The organism is Allobosea sp. 01N443 (genome assembly GCF_056399325.1).
In genome coordinates, this window is sequence record NZ_JBFTRC010000002.1 from 64,670 (window position 1) to 78,895 (window position 14,226).

Consider the following 14,226-nt stretch of genomic DNA (forward strand, 5'->3'; position numbering starts at 1 on the left):
AAACGGCGCCGCCCCAATGACGATCAGATGACTCGTCATTGCTCAACGGAGCTAAGCCTACCGAATATGTGCGATGCAGCAAGAGATTTGTTGTGACAATATTATGGCGCGAAAAGATTTACTGGCGTTAATTCTCTAATTGCCAGACGTTATACATTGAATGAATTTCAAAATTCGAAATATAAATCGAAACGTATTCTTACTTTGCTGAATTCACTGCGAAAATTCGCACCGACCGCCCCTGTTCAGTCCTCCCGGAATGCCCGGTTGAAGCTCTCGGMGAAGGGGGCCAGCAGATAGTCCACGGCGCGCCGCGAGCCGTTCACGATCAGGACCTCTGCGGCCATGCCGGCATGAAGGGTGACCTTGTTCTGGGCGAGACTCTCTGGCGTGATCTCGGCCCGGACAATGAAATAGGCGACGCCGGACTTCTCATCGACAAGCTGGTCGGCAGCGACATAGGTCACCTTCGAGATCAGCGGCGGCATCAGCCGCGCATTGAAGGCGGTCAGCCGCACCCGCGTCTCGGCACCGAGCTTAACCGAGTCGATGTCGCGCGGATCGACCTTGGCCTCGACGATCAGGGGCTCGCGCTCGGGCACGATGTCGAGAATGGCCTCCCCGGCGGCAATCGCACTTCCGGCGGTCCGCGCCCGGATATTGGCGACGATACCCTCCTGCGGGGACATGACCACGAGGCGGCGCAGCACGTCCTCAGCCTGGACGATGCGCTCGACCACCTCGGACAAGGCGAGCTGGCTATCCTGCAGATCCTTGGCGATCTCGTTCTGCCGTTCGAGGCCGAGCGAGGTGATCTCGAGCTGCGCGCCTGCGACCGCCTGCTCCGCCTTGGCCTTGCGGGCCGCGGCCTCGCCACTGCGTCCGGCAAGCTCGCTCTGCTTGGTCTGGAGTTCGACAAGCTGGCTGCGCTTGGCATAGCGCTTCTCGTAGAGGTCCCCGACCACGCGGACCTCCTCGTCGATCAGGCTACGCTGAAAGCGCGTCGCCTCGATCTGGGCCTGAAGCGCCTCGGTCTCGGCCTGATGCTGCTCGATGACACGTTTCTGGATGCTGATGCGCCCGTCATAGACCTGGGTGCGCGCCTGGAAGAGCTTGCGTTCCGCTCTGATCACCTCCTGCGCAATCGGCGTTCCGGCCATCTTGAGATCATCGGGAAAGTCGATCTCCGTCGCGTTGTTCTGCTCGGCGCGCAGCCGGGCCAGCCTGGCCTCGAAGCCGACGCGCTTGCCGTGGAGCTGCTGCAGCTCGGCGCGGGCACGTGCATCCTCGAGCCTCAGCAGGGGCTCATCCTTGACGACGCGGTCCCCTTCAAGCTTGAGCAGCATCTTCAGGACGCCGCCTTCGAGATGGCTGACGGTCTTGCGCTTGCTGTCGACCACGACGGTACCGACCGCGACGGCGGCATTGTCGAGCCTTGCCGTCACCGCCCAGGCCCCGAAGCCGCCGAAGCCGATCGCGATCGCGCTGACACCGGCCAGCACGAGATTGCGCAGCGAGGGCATCCGCTCCTCCGGCTCCTCGACGGGGGTCACCGGAATGAGCGCGCGGCTCGTGCTCATGGGGGCTGGGAGCTTGCTCATGCCGTCACCTCGCGGGGCTTGCTCATGCCAGTCTGCGACTTGGGTTCGATCTCGACGAGGCCACCAGGCGTGATCATGCCGGCGATCGCTGAACGCGGTCCGAACTGAGCGATCCTGCCCTCGCGCAGCACCAGGATCTTGTCGACGATCTGCATCACCGAGGGGCGATGCGCGATCAGGATGACCATGGCACCGCCCTCGCGCGCGGCATTGATGGCGCGAATCAGGCTCTGTTCGCCTTCCGCATCAAGATTGGCATTGGGCTCGTCCAGCACCAGCAGGCGCGGCGCGCCGTATAGCGCCCGGGCAAGGCCGATACGCTGGCGCTGGCCGCCCGAGAGCTTGAAGTCGCCGTCATTGACGTTCGTGTCGTAGCCGAGCGGCATGCGCCCGATCAGCTCATGCACGCCGGCAGTCCGAGCGGCCTCGAGAATGGCCTGCGGCTCCGGAATCCGCATCCGGGCGATATTGTCGGCGATGGTACCGTTCAGCAGCGAGACCGATTGCGGCAGATAGCCCACCATGGCGCCGAAGGAGGCGCGCTCCCAGAGATAGACATTGTGACCGTCGAGATAGACGCCGCCGACATTCGGCTTCAGAACCCCGACGAGCAGCCGCGCCAGAGTCGATTTGCCGGCTCCGGACGGGCCGACGATGCCGAGCACTTCGCCCGGCGCCAATGAGAACGAGACACTCTTGATGACGGTCTGCTCTGCCCCGGTCGGAGCGTAGACGACGCGGTCGATCACCAGATCGCCCTGGGTCGGTGGATTGGCGGTGGTCTGGCGCCGTGACGAGCCGAGCAGCAGCAGATCGCGCACGCGCTTCCACGCGGCGGCCGCGAGCACCCATTGCCGCCAGTCGGATATCATCGAATCGAAAGGCGCCAGCAGGCGGCCGAGCAGGATGCTCGCCGCCATCAGCGTGCCCACCGAGACTTCGTTCCTGATGATCAGCGTGGCACCGGTCGCATAGATCGCGAGCTGCATCGTCATGCGCGAGGCGCGGGTCACCGCTGCAATCAGCTTGCCGCGGCGCGTGCCGAGATCGAGCAGCTCGATCATCGCCACCTGTTTGCCGCGCCAGCGCCTGGCCAAAGCCGGCAGCATACCCATGGCCTCGATCGTCTCGGCGTGGCGCAGGCTGGCGCCGACATCGTTGATGCTGGCGACGCCTTCTTCGTTGGCCTCCTTCAGCACACGGCGCGTCAGCACGTCGGAGAGCACGCCGAGCATCAGCAATATGATCAGCGAGATCGCGCCGACGAGCCCATAAACCGGGTGGAAGGCAAAGAGCACGGCAAGGAAGATCGGCGACCAGGCCGCCTCGAGCGGCGTCGCGATGGCCGAGCTCGCGATGAAATAGCGGATATCGTTCAGGTCGCGAATCGCCTGGGTGGCCTGGGCCGAGCCCTGTTCGAGCGAAGCACTGACCGCCGCTTCCAGCGCCGGCAGATTGAGGCGCCGGGCGAAGCCGCTTGCCATGGTCTGGAAGGTCAGGGAGCGAATGAACTCGATGGCACCATAGAGAACGAGACCAGCGATCGCGATCACCAGCAGCATGGTGAGCGTGTCGAAGCTGCGGCTGACGATGACGCGGTCCTGCACCTGCACCATGAACATCGGCACTGTCAGCAGCAGGATGTTGACGCAGAAACTCAGGAAGGCCGCATAGGCAAGGCCACCGGCAAAGGAGCGCTGCAGTTCACGGATCAAACCATCGGGCGCCGAAGCTGCGACCTTCATTCATATCTCCGTTGCAGAGGGTCCGGATCGGCCAGGGTGACGGCCAACCATCAACCATGAAATATCGCCAGCAGGGACACGATCGAATACTAGCTTGTTGCGCTAGGCGTGTCGTTATGATGACAGATAAAGAATCGAATATCTGCGATTATTAAAGAGGAATATGGCCAAAAAACGCAATACTTTGAATTTTGAAACAGTTTATACATATCAAAAAATTGCTACAATCTTAGTTTCCACATATCGTCGATGGCATGTGCTTTGCGTATAGGCTATTCCACTCCAGAAGGGGTTTTCTTCGGGCGGGGTGCCCATTTTCAAACCAGGCGGAGTAGAGAATGCATTCGAAACCGCAATACGGCGCCCAGTTCCTGGGTGCCGCAGTCAACGGCCAGCCCGGCCGACCAGAGCGGAGAACTGATTCGGACAATGGAATTTCGAGGAACACCGTCACCCAGCTCGACCTCGCCCGCCTGATCGACAGGGTCCACCGGCGTTTTCTCGACTATCTGCGCCTGGAGTTGACCCGGCTGGGCGTCGATGATGTTTCGCCCTCGCAGGTGATGGTTCTGCTGACGATCGGCACTGGGGAGATCGCGGTGCGCGACCTGCTCGACCGTGGCTATTATCTCGGCTCGAACGCCTCCTATAACCTCAAGCAGCTGGTCGAGAGCGGCTATCTCGAGCGCGGCGCCTCGCCGCGTGACCGGCGGCTAGCCCGAATCTCGCTGTCCCCCAAGGGCCAGCTTCTGGTCGAGCGCCTCAAGCAGCTCGATGAGAGCAATCAGTTCGGCCCGAGCCAGGATCTCGATGTCGAACCGGACATGCGGACGGCCTACGACACCTTGCGGCGTCTCGAGCAACTCTGGAGCGACGCCCTGCGCTATGGAGGGGTTCTGCTGGCGTCATGCGCGTCTTATTCGTTCATCGTACAGGATCTGGTCAATTCGCTCACCTGATCGGGCGCCTCCTCGGCGACGGCGCCGAGGTGACGCTGGTCACGGAACATGCGGAAGCCGTCCGTCCCGGGCTGCGCCAGATTCTCTACACCGTCAGCGGACCCATAACGGCGAGCCCCAGCCTCGCCGCGACGGAATATCACGTCAGGACAGGCGAAGCCGTGGCCTCCGTCCTGCGGCGACTGCCGCGCAATGAACGACCCGACGTCATCATCGGCCATACCGGCTGGGGTGGGCTGCTCTTCGCGAAGGACGCGCTGCCAGCCACGCCGGTGATCGGCTATTGCGAGTACTATTACAACGATCGGGACTCGGATTTCGATTTCGAACCCGCGGACGAAGCGACGGACGCAGAGCGCATGCGGCTGAGAATGCGCAATGCCGCGCAACTCCTGACCCTGCAGGCCATCGACGCCGCCTATACCCCAACGCGCTGGCAGCACCGGCAATACCCTGCCAGCATCCGCGACCGGATCGCGATCTGCCATGACGGCATCGATACGCAGCTATGCCGGCCGAATGCGGAGGCCAGTTTCACGCTGCCCGATGGCGAGGTGATTCGCGCCGGCGACGAGATCGTCACCTTCGCCGCCCGCGACCTTGATCCCTATCGCGGCTATCCGCAATTCATGCGCGCCGCCGCGCTGGTCGCGCAGGCAAGACCCGATGCCCGCTTCATTGTCGTCGGCGGGGATGGCGCAGGTTATGGCCGGCCGCGTCCGGATGGGCAGCTCTGGCGAGATGCGATGCTGCAGGAAACCCGGCTTGGCGAGCGCCTCGTTCACATTTCCTGGCTGGCACATCAGGAGCTGCGGCGACTGTTCCAGGTCTCCGCGGTTCATGTCTATCTGACTGTGCCCTTCGTGCTCTCCTGGTCCCTGCTGGAAGCGATGGCCTGCGGCTGTATGGTCGTCGGCTCACGCACACCGCCGGTCCAGGAGGTGATTACCGACCGCCGCAACGGGCTGCTCGCTCCGTTTCACGACGTGCCGGCCCTGGCAGCCACGATCGTGCAGGCACTCGAACGGCGGGGCGAGCTCGAGGGCCTGCGCTGCGCGGCACGGGCGACAGTGCAGGCGAGATTCGAACTGGAAAGCTGCCTCGACCGACATATGCGCCTGATCGAGAGAGTGGCGGCACAGGGCGATCCCACGGGGACGGAGATGCCCTGGGTCGAGGCCGGCTGAAGCCGCGCTATTGCACCATTTGATCAGGGCCGCGCTGGAAGGTCATGGCCTCGGTGATCAGGCGTCCGCGCCGCATCGGCTTCACGCCGGCCTCCTGCCAGCCATCGGCCATCATCAGCCGCGCCACCATCCTGTGAATGCGCTTGAGATGGGTAGCGGGATCGCAGGATAACCAAGTTCCGCAGGTTTCTTCGATGAGTGTGACCAAAGGCTCGAGAGGAGGATCCCCCTGCTCGGCTGCGTATTGCAGGGCCGCATAGCCGGTCGGGGAGGAAATGATCTCCCAGACTTCGAGCGGTTCAGTTCCCCTCATCATGGCTGCCGGCCTTTCCGTCTGCCCGGCAGAACCGGACCTATTACTACCGCGAGTAGAAAATCCTGCGTCCGGCCGCCATCGGATGCAGAATGCAGAACTATACTACCGTTTCATTGAGGAAGGAAAGTGCCGGGCGTCGTTCCGCGAGCTCCTGGGCCGACGAATCCGGAGGGAATGGACCGCCGCGAGCGCGTCGTCCGCGGCATCAGGCCGCCGTCACAGCCGCGCAACAGCACCAAGCTCCCCGGGAGCGAGGCCGTGCCGCATCTCGAGGCGTGATGCGTCAGCCCACCTGCCTCGTCTCTTGGCAAGCCTCCCAGAGGCGGCCGCCGATCACGATCCCCGCCGCCGTCAGGCGCTCGGCGCCCCGCAGGATCGCGCCGGTCGAATCGCTATAGTCGAAGGCCCCGGCCTCAAGCGACAGGATCGAGATGTCTGCGATCGTCCCAGGGGCAAGCGTGCCCAGCTCCGGACGCTCGATCGCCTGCGCTGCATTGACCGTCGTGCGCCTGATGACCTCGTCCAGCGGCATGCCGAGGCAGAGGAACTTTGACATCGTCGTCGTCAGATCGAAGGCCGGCCCCTCGATGCACAGGGCATGGACGTCGCTGGAGATCGTGTCCGGAGCAAAGCCGTTGGCGAGCATGGTGCGGGCGACGTCGAAGGAGAACGAGCCCATGCCATGGCCGATATCGAAGATGATGCCGCGCTCGCGCGCCGCACTGACGGCCGGCAGCACGCCGCCATCGCGCGTCACGGGCGAGTTCGGGAACGGCCGGAAGCAATGGGTCAGCACATCGCCGGAGCGCATCAGGGCGAGCACCTGCCCGAGCGTCGGAGGCGGGTGATCGATATGCACCATCATGCGCATGTCGAGCCGCTCCGCCGTCTGGCGCGCGATTTCGAGCGGGACGAGACCGGCAGTACCTGACGCGTGATGGCCGACGCGCACCTTCAGACCGGCGAGCACATCGCGATTGGCCTCGGCGACCGCGAGGGTGTCGATCGGCGCCAGCAGGCGCTGGTCACCACTCTCGCCGACCATGATGGTCTTCGAGAACGCATAGATGCCGGCAAAGGAGATGTTGAGATAGGCAATGATTCGCACGGGGCAGGTGTCGATGACATGCCGGCGGAAGCCATCGAAATTTCCGGCACCGGCACTGCCGGTATCGACGAGCGTGGTGCAGCCGCGGCGCGCGAGGATCAGCGGGTCGACACCCAGCGACGTCCCGCCCCAATAGACATGAGTGTGCAGGTCGATCAGGCCGGGCGTGACGATCCTGCCGGAAACATCGTGGATCTGCGGAGCGTCCAGGCGCGGCGCCAGGGCTGCAATGCGTCCGTCCGCGACACCGACATCAAGAACCGCATCGATGCCCTGGCCGGGGTCGACAACCCGCCCGCCGCGCAGAACCAGATCGAGAGAGGACATTGGTTACCCCCGGGTCATATGGAATTTAATTACAGAGCCAGATAGAAGTATCAATCACTTCGGCGCAAATTCACCCTTATATTGCCATGCAGCATGAAATTTGGCGATTGACAGATGCTATTTGCGTAATAAATTTTCATCACCCTCACAATAGGCAACGCGAACGGCAGGGAGAGGCCAATGCGGAACCGCGATCACAATCAGAATTCTGTCACCCGGCGCGGACTGGGCGTCCTGGCAGCGGCCCTTGGCGCCTCGGCTGCGCTGATGCCGATGGCGGCCATGGCGCAGAGCGCATCCAGCGCCAATCTCGCCATGGTCGGCGAGCCGCAGTCGCTCGATCCGATGGCGTCGACCGCAGATCTGGTCGGAACGATCATGCAGCACGTCTACGAGCCGCTGTTCACCTTCGATGCGAACTGGGCGACGCAGCCGATGCTGGCGGCAGCACTGCCGACGGTGTCCGCGGACGGCAAGACCTACACGATCGAGCTGCGCAAGGGCGTGAAGCTGCATAACGRCCGGGACCTCGATTCCGAGGACGTCGTCGCCTCGCTGAAGCGCTGGCTCGAGATGACGCCGCGCGGCAAGGGTCTGGCTAAGAGCATCGCGAGTCTGACCGCCAAGGGCCCGTCGACCGTCGAGATCCAGCTCAGCAAGGTCGAGCCGGCGCTGCTCGCCCATCTGGCGCTGCCCTCCGGCTTCGCCGCGATCATGGCAAAGGAATCGATCGCCACCCCGCTGACCGAATTCGTCGGCACCGGCCCCTACAAGTTCCGCGAGCGCAAGCCGGACCAGTTCGTCGTGCTGGTGAAGCATGATGGCTACGCCTCGCGCAGCGAGCCCGCCTCGGGCTATGCCGGCAAGCGCGAAGCCAAGATCGACGAACTGCGCTTCATCCCGGTGCCGAGCGCCAATACCCGCGTCGAAGGCGCCATCGCCGGCCAGTATCAATTCGCCGACCAGCTGCCGGTCGAGAGCTACAAGAAGGTCTCAGCCGCGAGCGGCACGCGCCCCGTGCTGACCATGCCCTTCGGCTTCCCTTATTTCCCGACCAACACCAAGCAGGGGCCGATGGCCGACCTGAAGGTCCGTCAGGCCTTCCAGATGGCCCTCGACCTCGAAGAGGTGATGATGGCCGGCTTCGGCGAGCCGAAATTCTTCGCACTGGCGGCCGAGCATTTCCCGAAGGGCTCGCCGTTCTATTCGGAGGCCGGCAAGGACAAGTACAGCAAGCCGGACGTCGCCGGCGCCAAGAAGCTGCTGGCCGAGGCCAAATATGACGGAGCGCCGCTCCGTATCCTCAACTCGAAGCAGTATGATTTCCATCACCGCATGGCGCTGGTGATGGCCGAACAACTCAAAGCCGCCGGCTTCAAGGTCCAGCTCGATGTCGTCGACTGGGCCACCCTGGTCCAGCGTCGCGGCGACCCGGCGCTGTGGGACATCTACATCACCCACTCGGCCTTCCTCCCCGAACCGATGTTGTCTCCACCGCAACTCGGCGAAGGCGCTCCGGGCTGGTGGTCGAGCCCGGCCAAGGAGGCCGCGCTCAGCGCCTTCAACAACGAGCCCGACCCGGCGAAGCGCGGCGCGCTCTGGGGCAAGGTCCAGCAGGTCGTCTATGACGAGGTGCCTTATATCCGCGCCGGCAACTTCGCCGCACTGGCGGGAGCCTCGCCGAAGCTGTCCGGCTATGCGGCAATGCCGTGGCCGTCCTTCTGGAACGTCGCTCTCGCCAAGTAAGGCGCAAGCTTGATGTGGCGGGGTGCGTTCGCGCGCCCCGCCACAGTCGTATCCGCTTCCCGCGAAAGGAGCGCATCCGGTGCTCGCACATATCGGACGTCGCCTCGCCGGCCTGCTGCTGGTCCTCTTTCTCGTTGCCGCGCTGGTCTTCTTCCTGACGCGGCTGGCGCCCGGCGACCCCGCGGCCCTGATGCTCGGCGACCAGGCGACGCCGGAGGATGTGGCGCGCCTGCGCGAGGCTTACGGGCTCGACAAGCCGCTCCTGCTGCAATTCGTGCTCTGGCTGAAGGAATGCGCGACCGGCAATCTCGGCCAGTCGATCTTCCTGCAGCAGCCTGTGACCCAGGCGCTGCTGCAGCGCGCCGAGCCGACCTTCTTCCTCGCGATGTTCTCGCTCGCCATTGCCGCGGCGATCGGCATCCCGGCCGGCATCGCCTCCGCGGTCTGGCGCGGCCGCCCGATCGACCAGGCGGTGAGCGGGCTCGCCATGCTCGCGGCCAATATCCCGAGCTTCTGGCTCGGCCTGATCTTCATCCAGCTCTTTGCCGTGCGTTTCGGCTGGTTCCCCGYCGCTGGCTATGGCGCGCCCGACGCCTCCTTCTTCGAGCGGCTCCAGCACCTGTTTCTGCCATCCGCCGTGCTCGGCGTCGTCAACTCCGCCCTCATCACGCGCTTCACCCGCGCCAGCATGCTCGATGTGCTCGATGCCGATTTCGTGCGGACGGCACGGGCGAAGGGCATCTCGGAACTGCGCGTGGTGCTGCGCCACGCCTTCGGCAATGCGCTCGTCCCGATCATCACCGTGCTCGGCCTGACGCTCGCCCTGCTGATCGGCGGCGCGATCGTGACCGAGACCGTGTTCGGCCTGCCCGGCGTCGGCAATCTCGTCGTGTCGGCGGTGCTGCGCCGCGATTATCCCGTGATCCAGGGCGCGCTTCTGGCGGTCGCGGCGATCTACGCACTGATCAACCTGGCGATCGATGTGATCTACACCCTCGTCGACCCACGGGTGCGCCAATGAGTTCCGCCGTGACCTCAGCTCCGACACTTCTGTTCTTGCGCCGGCTCTTCCGCCGCAAGCTGGTGCTGCTCGCAGCCGTGATCCTCGTGATTGCCTTCGCACTCGCCCTGCTGGCGCCCTGGCTCTCGCCGTTCGATCCTGCCTCGATGCGCATGGCAAGGCGCTTGCGCCCGCCCGGCGAGGTGAACTGGTTCGGTACGGATGAGCTCGGCCGCGACGTCTTCTCCCGGGTGATCTGGGGAGCGCGCGCCTCACTGGGAATCGGGCTTGCCGTCGTCGTGATCTCGATCTCGATCGGGGCCGCGCTCGGCCTCGTCGCCGGCTATTTCAAGCGCGCCGACGCCGTGATCATGCGCCTGGTCGATGCGCTGATGTCGCTGCCCGACATCCTGCTCGCCATCTTCCTCGTCGCGGTGCTCGGCGCCTCCGCGGGCAATGTCGTGCTAGCGCTCGCCATCGTCTACACGCCGCGCGTCGTCCGCGTGATCCGCGCCTCGACGCTGGTGGTGCGGGAACTGCCCTTCGTCGAGGCGGCACGCGCACTCGGCGTCTCGATCTGGCGCATCCTCTTCGTGCATGTGCTGCTCAACGTCGCCTCGCCCCTCCTGGTGCAGGCGACCTTCATCTTCGCCTATGCGGTCCTTGCCGAAGCCGGGCTGTCCTTCCTCGGCGCGGGTGTGCCGCCGGAGACGCCGACCTGGGGCACGATGATCGCGTCGGGCCAGCAATATGCCGAGGACGGATTCTKGGTCGTCGGATTTCCCGGTGTCGCGATCGTTCTGGTCGCGCTCTCGCTGCAGATCGTCGGCGATGGCCTGCGCGACATGCTCGACCCCAAGCTCAGAAAGGCGCTGTGAGATGACCGCGCCCCTTCTCGCCATCGAAGATCTCGCCGTTTCCTTCCGCACCGAAGAAGGCGAGGTGACGCCGGTGCGCGGCGTTTCGCTGCAGATCTCGGAGAACGAAACCGTCGCGGTGGTCGGCGAGTCCGGCTCCGGCAAGTCAGTGACGAGTTTCGCCACCATGGGCCTGCTGCCACGCCCGTCGGGGCGGGTCTCGCAGGGCCGCATCCTGTTCCGTCGCCGCTCCGGCGATACGATCGACCTCGCCACCGCGCCCCGGGCCACCATGCAGGCGCTGCGCGGCGCAGAGATCGCGATGATCTTCCAGGAGCCGATGACCAGCCTGAACCCCGTGCTGACCGTCGGCGAGCAGATCGCCGAGGCGGTGCGGCTGCATCTCGGCTATGACCGGCGCAAGGCCTGGGCTCACGCCGTCGAGATGCTTGGCCTCGTCGAAATCCCCGATGCGGCGCGCCGCGCCTCGGACTATCCGCATCACATGTCGGGCGGCATGCGTCAGCGCGTCATGATCGCGCTGGCGCTCTCCTGCCGGCCGGCCCTGCTGATCGCCGACGAGCCGACCACGGCACTGGACGTCACGATCCAGGCGCAGGTGCTGACACTGCTTGACCGGCTGCGGCGCGAGCTTGGAATGGGCGTGCTCTTCATCACGCATAATCTCGGCGTCGTCGCCGAGATCGCCGACCGCGTGACGGTGATGTATGCGGGCGAGGTGGTCGAAAGCGCGCCGGTTCGGGACCTCTTCAACGCACCGCGCCACCCCTATACGCGCGCCCTGCTGGAGTGCATGCCGTCGCGCGCAATCCAGGACGCAAGCGGTCGGCGCGTCGTGCGCTCGATCCCGGGGCAGGTTTCGCGCGTCGAGCGCGGCTGCGCCTTTGCGCCGCGCTGCGCTGATGCAACGCCTGCCTGCTCCATCGAGGCCCCCATGCTGGAGAATGATGCGGGGCGGCAGACACGCTGCCTGCGCTGGAGGGAACTTGCATGAGCACGGAACCGCTCCTCACGATTGCAGGCCTTTCCAAGAGCTTTGGCAAGGCACCCCACCCGGTGCGCGCCGTCAACGACGTCAGCTTCTCGCTGGCGCGCGGCGAAGCGCTCGGGCTGGTCGGCGAATCCGGATCGGGCAAGAGCACGATCGGCCGGCTTGCGCTGCGCCTGATCGATGCATCGGCAGGTCAGATCCGTTTCGAAGGACAGGACATCACGGCAGCGCCGGAACGCCGGTTGAGGCTGTTCCGTCGCCAGGCGCAGATGGTGTTCCAGGACCCCTATGCTAGCCTCAATCCGCGGCTGCGCGTCAGCAGCATCGTCGGCGAGGCGCTCGATGCCCATGGCCTTGCGCGCGGGGCGGCACGCAAGGCGCGGATCGCCGAACTGCTCGAACTCGTCGGCCTTCCCGCCGCACATATGGAGCGCTACCCCCATGAGTTCTCCGGCGGTCAGCGGCAACGCATCGGCATCGCGAGGGCTCTCGCCGTCGAACCGAGACTGATCATCGCCGACGAGCCGGTCTCGGCCCTCGATGTCTCGGTGCAGGCACAGGTGCTGAACCTGATGCAGGACCTGCGGCGGCGGCTCGGCCTGGCGATGCTGTTCATCTCGCATGACCTCGATGTCGTCGAGCTGATGTGTGACCGGATCGCCGTGCTCTATCTCGGCCGCATCATGGAGATCGGCTCGACGGAGCAGGTCGCCCGCCATCCGCGCCATCCCTATACGCGGGCGCTGATCGCCGCATCGCCGAGGCCTGACCCGGACGCGCCGCCGCGCGAGCGCATGCTGACCGGCGACATCCCGTCTCCGCTCGCTCCGCCCTCCGGCTGCGTTTTCCGCACCCGCTGCCTGCACGCGACGGAGCGTTGCGCCAAGGAGGCTCCGGTCTTGCGCGGGACGGGATCGGAACATCAGTTTGCCTGTCATTTCGATATCAGCCACAGTCCGAGCGCATGACAGACGTCGTCCCTGCTGACGCAGCCGGCCGCCCCAGCGGCCCCGACGATTCGATTGGCGCCTCCGACATCATGAGCTCCATCAGGCAGGGGCTCGGCGCGATGTCCGAGAGCCAGCAGAGGGTGGCGCGCCTGTTCCTCGACGAAGTCGAATGGGTGGTGAAGGCGAATGTCGAAGATATCGCGGCGCGCGCCGGGGTCAGCGCGCCGACAATCGTACGCTTTGCCCGGCTGGTCGGTTGCCAGGGCCTGAGGGACCTCAAGCTGAAGCTCGCCGGCGCGGTGGCGCTCGGCGCGCCGTTCCTGCACCGTTCCGTGCGGATGGGGGAGACCGCGAGCGACGTGCTGCGCAACGTCACGGGCAGCATCACGACCGTGCTCGCCGAATGGCAACGCCGCATCGATCCGCTCGATCTCGATCGCGCCGCGGCTGCGATCAGCAAGGCAAGGCGGATCGATTGCCTCGGCACCGGCGCGACATCGCATTTCCTGGCGCAGGATCTGCAGGCGCGGCTGTTCCGCCTCGGCCTGAACGCCAATGCCTTTTCCGATGCGCATTTTCAGCTCGTCGCAGCGGCAACGCTGACCTCGGAGGATGTGCTGGTCGCGATCTCCTTCGTCGGCCGCATGCCGGCACTGCTGCGCGCCGTCGAGGTCGGCAAGGCCCGTGGTGCGACGATCATCGCGCTGGCCCAGGGCGGAACGCCGCTTGCGCAGCTTGCCGACGTCGCGCTGCCGCTGGATGTTCCGCACGACACCGCAATGCTGGTCGGGACGGATGCCTATGTGGTCCAGCTCATCGCCATCGAAGTGCTGATGATCCTTGTCGGCCTGCGTCAGGGCCCGCAGCTGATCGGCCGCATGAACGATGTTCAGCACGTCCTGCGCCATTACAGCGTCGACCGTGAAGACCCGTCGGTGCTGCATGCGGGCTGGCGCCAGATGCTGGACTCCGACCCGAACGCCGATCCAAAGGACTGATCGTGGGGGCCGGTGCGGCTCCGCACAGGCCAACCTCTTCGTGTCCGATCGCGCCACGATGGCGGGCAACGCGGGAGACCGGCCCGTCGCGGGACCTCGTTCTCTTCCTGTCGCCGTGCCCATCACCCGTTCAGACGCTGGGCGCGATGACGAAGCCCCGGCCCGGAGCCCCGACGAGCGAGCCATCAACCTCGCTCCGATCGATGTCCTGGACGCCGGCCCCAGGAGGCCCATCGAAGGCATCCGCGGCTAGCGTCTCGACGATGTCGGACGGCCCCGAGACCACGGCTTCCACCGTGCCATCGGCCCGGTTTCTCACCCAGCCCGCCACGCCCGCAGCGCGTGCGCGCGCACAGAACCACTGCCGATAGCCAACGCCCTGAACGCGGCCCGAGATGATCAGGTGAAGGTTCATGCCCT

Annotated in this window: 13 protein-coding genes; 8 read left to right on the forward strand and 5 right to left on the reverse strand. The window is 65.2% G+C overall.

What is annotated here, in order from left to right; all coding sequences use genetic code 11:
• Nucleotides 1–245: 245 nt before the first annotated feature.
• Together AC1DRP_RS01300 and AC1DRP_RS01305 are read right to left on the reverse strand one after the other, a co-directional pair.
• Nucleotides 246–1,601 (reverse strand): HlyD family type I secretion periplasmic adaptor subunit, encoded by a 1,356-nt coding sequence (locus AC1DRP_RS01300; RefSeq protein ID WP_476767597.1) that lies wholly within the window; start codon nt 1,599–1,601, stop codon nt 246–248.
• Nucleotides 1,598–3,346 (reverse strand): type I secretion system permease/ATPase, encoded by a 1,749-nt coding sequence (locus AC1DRP_RS01305; RefSeq protein WP_476767598.1) that lies wholly within the window; start codon nt 3,344–3,346, stop codon nt 1,598–1,600. The genes AC1DRP_RS01300 and AC1DRP_RS01305 overlap by 4 nt, the downstream gene beginning before the upstream one ends.
• Nucleotides 3,347–3,684: 338 nt before the next feature.
• On the opposite strand from AC1DRP_RS01305, the gene AC1DRP_RS01310 reads away from it, so the two are divergent.
• Both AC1DRP_RS01310 and AC1DRP_RS01315 read left to right on the forward strand, forming a co-directional pair.
• Nucleotides 3,685–4,305 carry a MarR family winged helix-turn-helix transcriptional regulator gene (locus tag AC1DRP_RS01310; RefSeq protein WP_441506386.1) on the forward strand — a complete coding sequence of 207 codons (621 nt, stop codon included), beginning with the start codon at nt 3,685–3,687 and terminating at the stop codon, nt 4,303–4,305.
• A 29-nt stretch (nt 4,306–4,334) separates the two neighbouring features.
• Nucleotides 4,335–5,492 carry a glycosyltransferase gene (locus AC1DRP_RS01315; protein WP_476767599.1) on the forward strand — a complete coding sequence of 386 codons (1,158 nt, stop codon included), beginning with the start codon at nt 4,335–4,337 and terminating at the stop codon, nt 5,490–5,492.
• A gap of 7 nt (nt 5,493–5,499) precedes the next feature.
• On the opposite strand, the gene AC1DRP_RS01320 is transcribed toward AC1DRP_RS01315, so the two are convergent.
• Both AC1DRP_RS01320 and AC1DRP_RS01325 read right to left on the reverse strand, forming a co-directional pair.
• Complete coding sequence (locus tag AC1DRP_RS01320; RefSeq protein WP_441506388.1) at nt 5,500–5,808, reverse strand: hypothetical protein; 309 nt, start codon at nt 5,806–5,808, stop codon at nt 5,500–5,502.
• Nucleotides 5,809–6,091: 283 nt separating this feature from the next.
• The gene (locus AC1DRP_RS01325; protein WP_476767600.1) at nt 6,092–7,243 is read right to left on the reverse strand and encodes an amidohydrolase/deacetylase family metallohydrolase; all 1,152 of its coding nucleotides are present in this window, start codon (nt 7,241–7,243) and stop codon (nt 6,092–6,094) included.
• Between the two features lie 180 nt (nt 7,244–7,423).
• Here AC1DRP_RS01325 and AC1DRP_RS01330 point away from each other — a divergent pair, with 180 nt between their 5' ends.
• The 6 genes from AC1DRP_RS01330 (at nt 7,424) to AC1DRP_RS01355 (ending at nt 13,806) form a co-directional block, all read left to right on the forward strand.
• Nucleotides 7,424–8,989: an ABC transporter substrate-binding protein gene (locus tag AC1DRP_RS01330; RefSeq protein WP_476767601.1), complete on the forward strand. Its 1,566-nt coding sequence runs from the start codon at nt 7,424–7,426 to the stop codon at nt 8,987–8,989.
• A 79-nt stretch (nt 8,990–9,068) separates the two neighbouring features.
• Nucleotides 9,069–10,010 (forward strand): ABC transporter permease, encoded by a 942-nt coding sequence (locus AC1DRP_RS01335; RefSeq protein WP_476767602.1) that lies wholly within the window; start codon nt 9,069–9,071, stop codon nt 10,008–10,010.
• On the forward strand, nt 10,007–10,867 hold the full coding sequence (locus tag AC1DRP_RS01340) for an ABC transporter permease (RefSeq protein WP_476767603.1): 861 nt from the start codon (nt 10,007–10,009) through the stop codon (nt 10,865–10,867). The genes AC1DRP_RS01335 and AC1DRP_RS01340 overlap by 4 nt, the downstream gene beginning before the upstream one ends.
• A 1-nt stretch (nt 10,868) precedes the next feature.
• Nucleotides 10,869–11,861, forward strand: a complete 993-nt coding sequence (locus tag AC1DRP_RS01345; protein ID WP_441506391.1) for an ABC transporter ATP-binding protein — start codon at nt 10,869–10,871, stop codon at nt 11,859–11,861.
• Nucleotides 11,858–12,826: an ABC transporter ATP-binding protein gene (locus AC1DRP_RS01350; RefSeq protein ID WP_476767604.1), complete on the forward strand. Its 969-nt coding sequence runs from the start codon at nt 11,858–11,860 to the stop codon at nt 12,824–12,826. Before AC1DRP_RS01345 ends, AC1DRP_RS01350 begins: the two co-directional genes overlap by 4 nt.
• A gap of 71 nt (nt 12,827–12,897) precedes the next feature.
• Entirely contained in the window at nt 12,898–13,806 is a 909-nt protein-coding gene (locus AC1DRP_RS01355; RefSeq protein ID WP_441490748.1) for a MurR/RpiR family transcriptional regulator, read from the forward strand.
• Between the two features lie 130 nt (nt 13,807–13,936).
• On the opposite strand, the gene AC1DRP_RS01360 is transcribed toward AC1DRP_RS01355, so the two are convergent.
• Complete coding sequence (locus AC1DRP_RS01360; protein WP_441506394.1) at nt 13,937–14,221, reverse strand: acylphosphatase; 285 nt, start codon at nt 14,219–14,221, stop codon at nt 13,937–13,939.
• Nucleotides 14,222–14,226 lie beyond the last annotated feature (5 nt).

What these genes read in the sequence shown, in the direction of transcription:
- AC1DRP_RS01320 (WP_441506388.1), bottom strand. Translation starts at nt 5,808, where the DNA reads ATGATGAGGGGAACTGAACCGCTCGAAGTCTGGGAGATCATTTCCTCC.
- AC1DRP_RS01310 (WP_441506386.1), top strand. Translation starts at nt 3,685, where the DNA reads ATGCATTCGAAACCGCAATACGGCGCCCAGTTCCTGGGTGCCGCAGTC.
- AC1DRP_RS01305 (WP_476767598.1), bottom strand. Translation starts at nt 3,346, where the DNA reads ATGAAGGTCGCAGCTTCGGCGCCCGATGGTTTGATCCGTGAACTGCAG.
- AC1DRP_RS01345 (WP_441506391.1), top strand. Translation starts at nt 10,869, where the DNA reads ATGACCGCGCCCCTTCTCGCCATCGAAGATCTCGCCGTTTCCTTCCGC.
- AC1DRP_RS01355 (WP_441490748.1), top strand. Translation starts at nt 12,898, where the DNA reads ATGAGCTCCATCAGGCAGGGGCTCGGCGCGATGTCCGAGAGCCAGCAG.
- AC1DRP_RS01325 (WP_476767600.1), bottom strand. Translation starts at nt 7,243, where the DNA reads ATGTCCTCTCTCGATCTGGTTCTGCGCGGCGGGCGGGTTGTCGACCCC.
- AC1DRP_RS01350 (WP_476767604.1), top strand. Translation starts at nt 11,858, where the DNA reads ATGAGCACGGAACCGCTCCTCACGATTGCAGGCCTTTCCAAGAGCTTT.
- AC1DRP_RS01360 (WP_441506394.1), bottom strand. Translation starts at nt 14,221, where the DNA reads ATGAACCTTCACCTGATCATCTCGGGCCGCGTTCAGGGCGTTGGCTAT.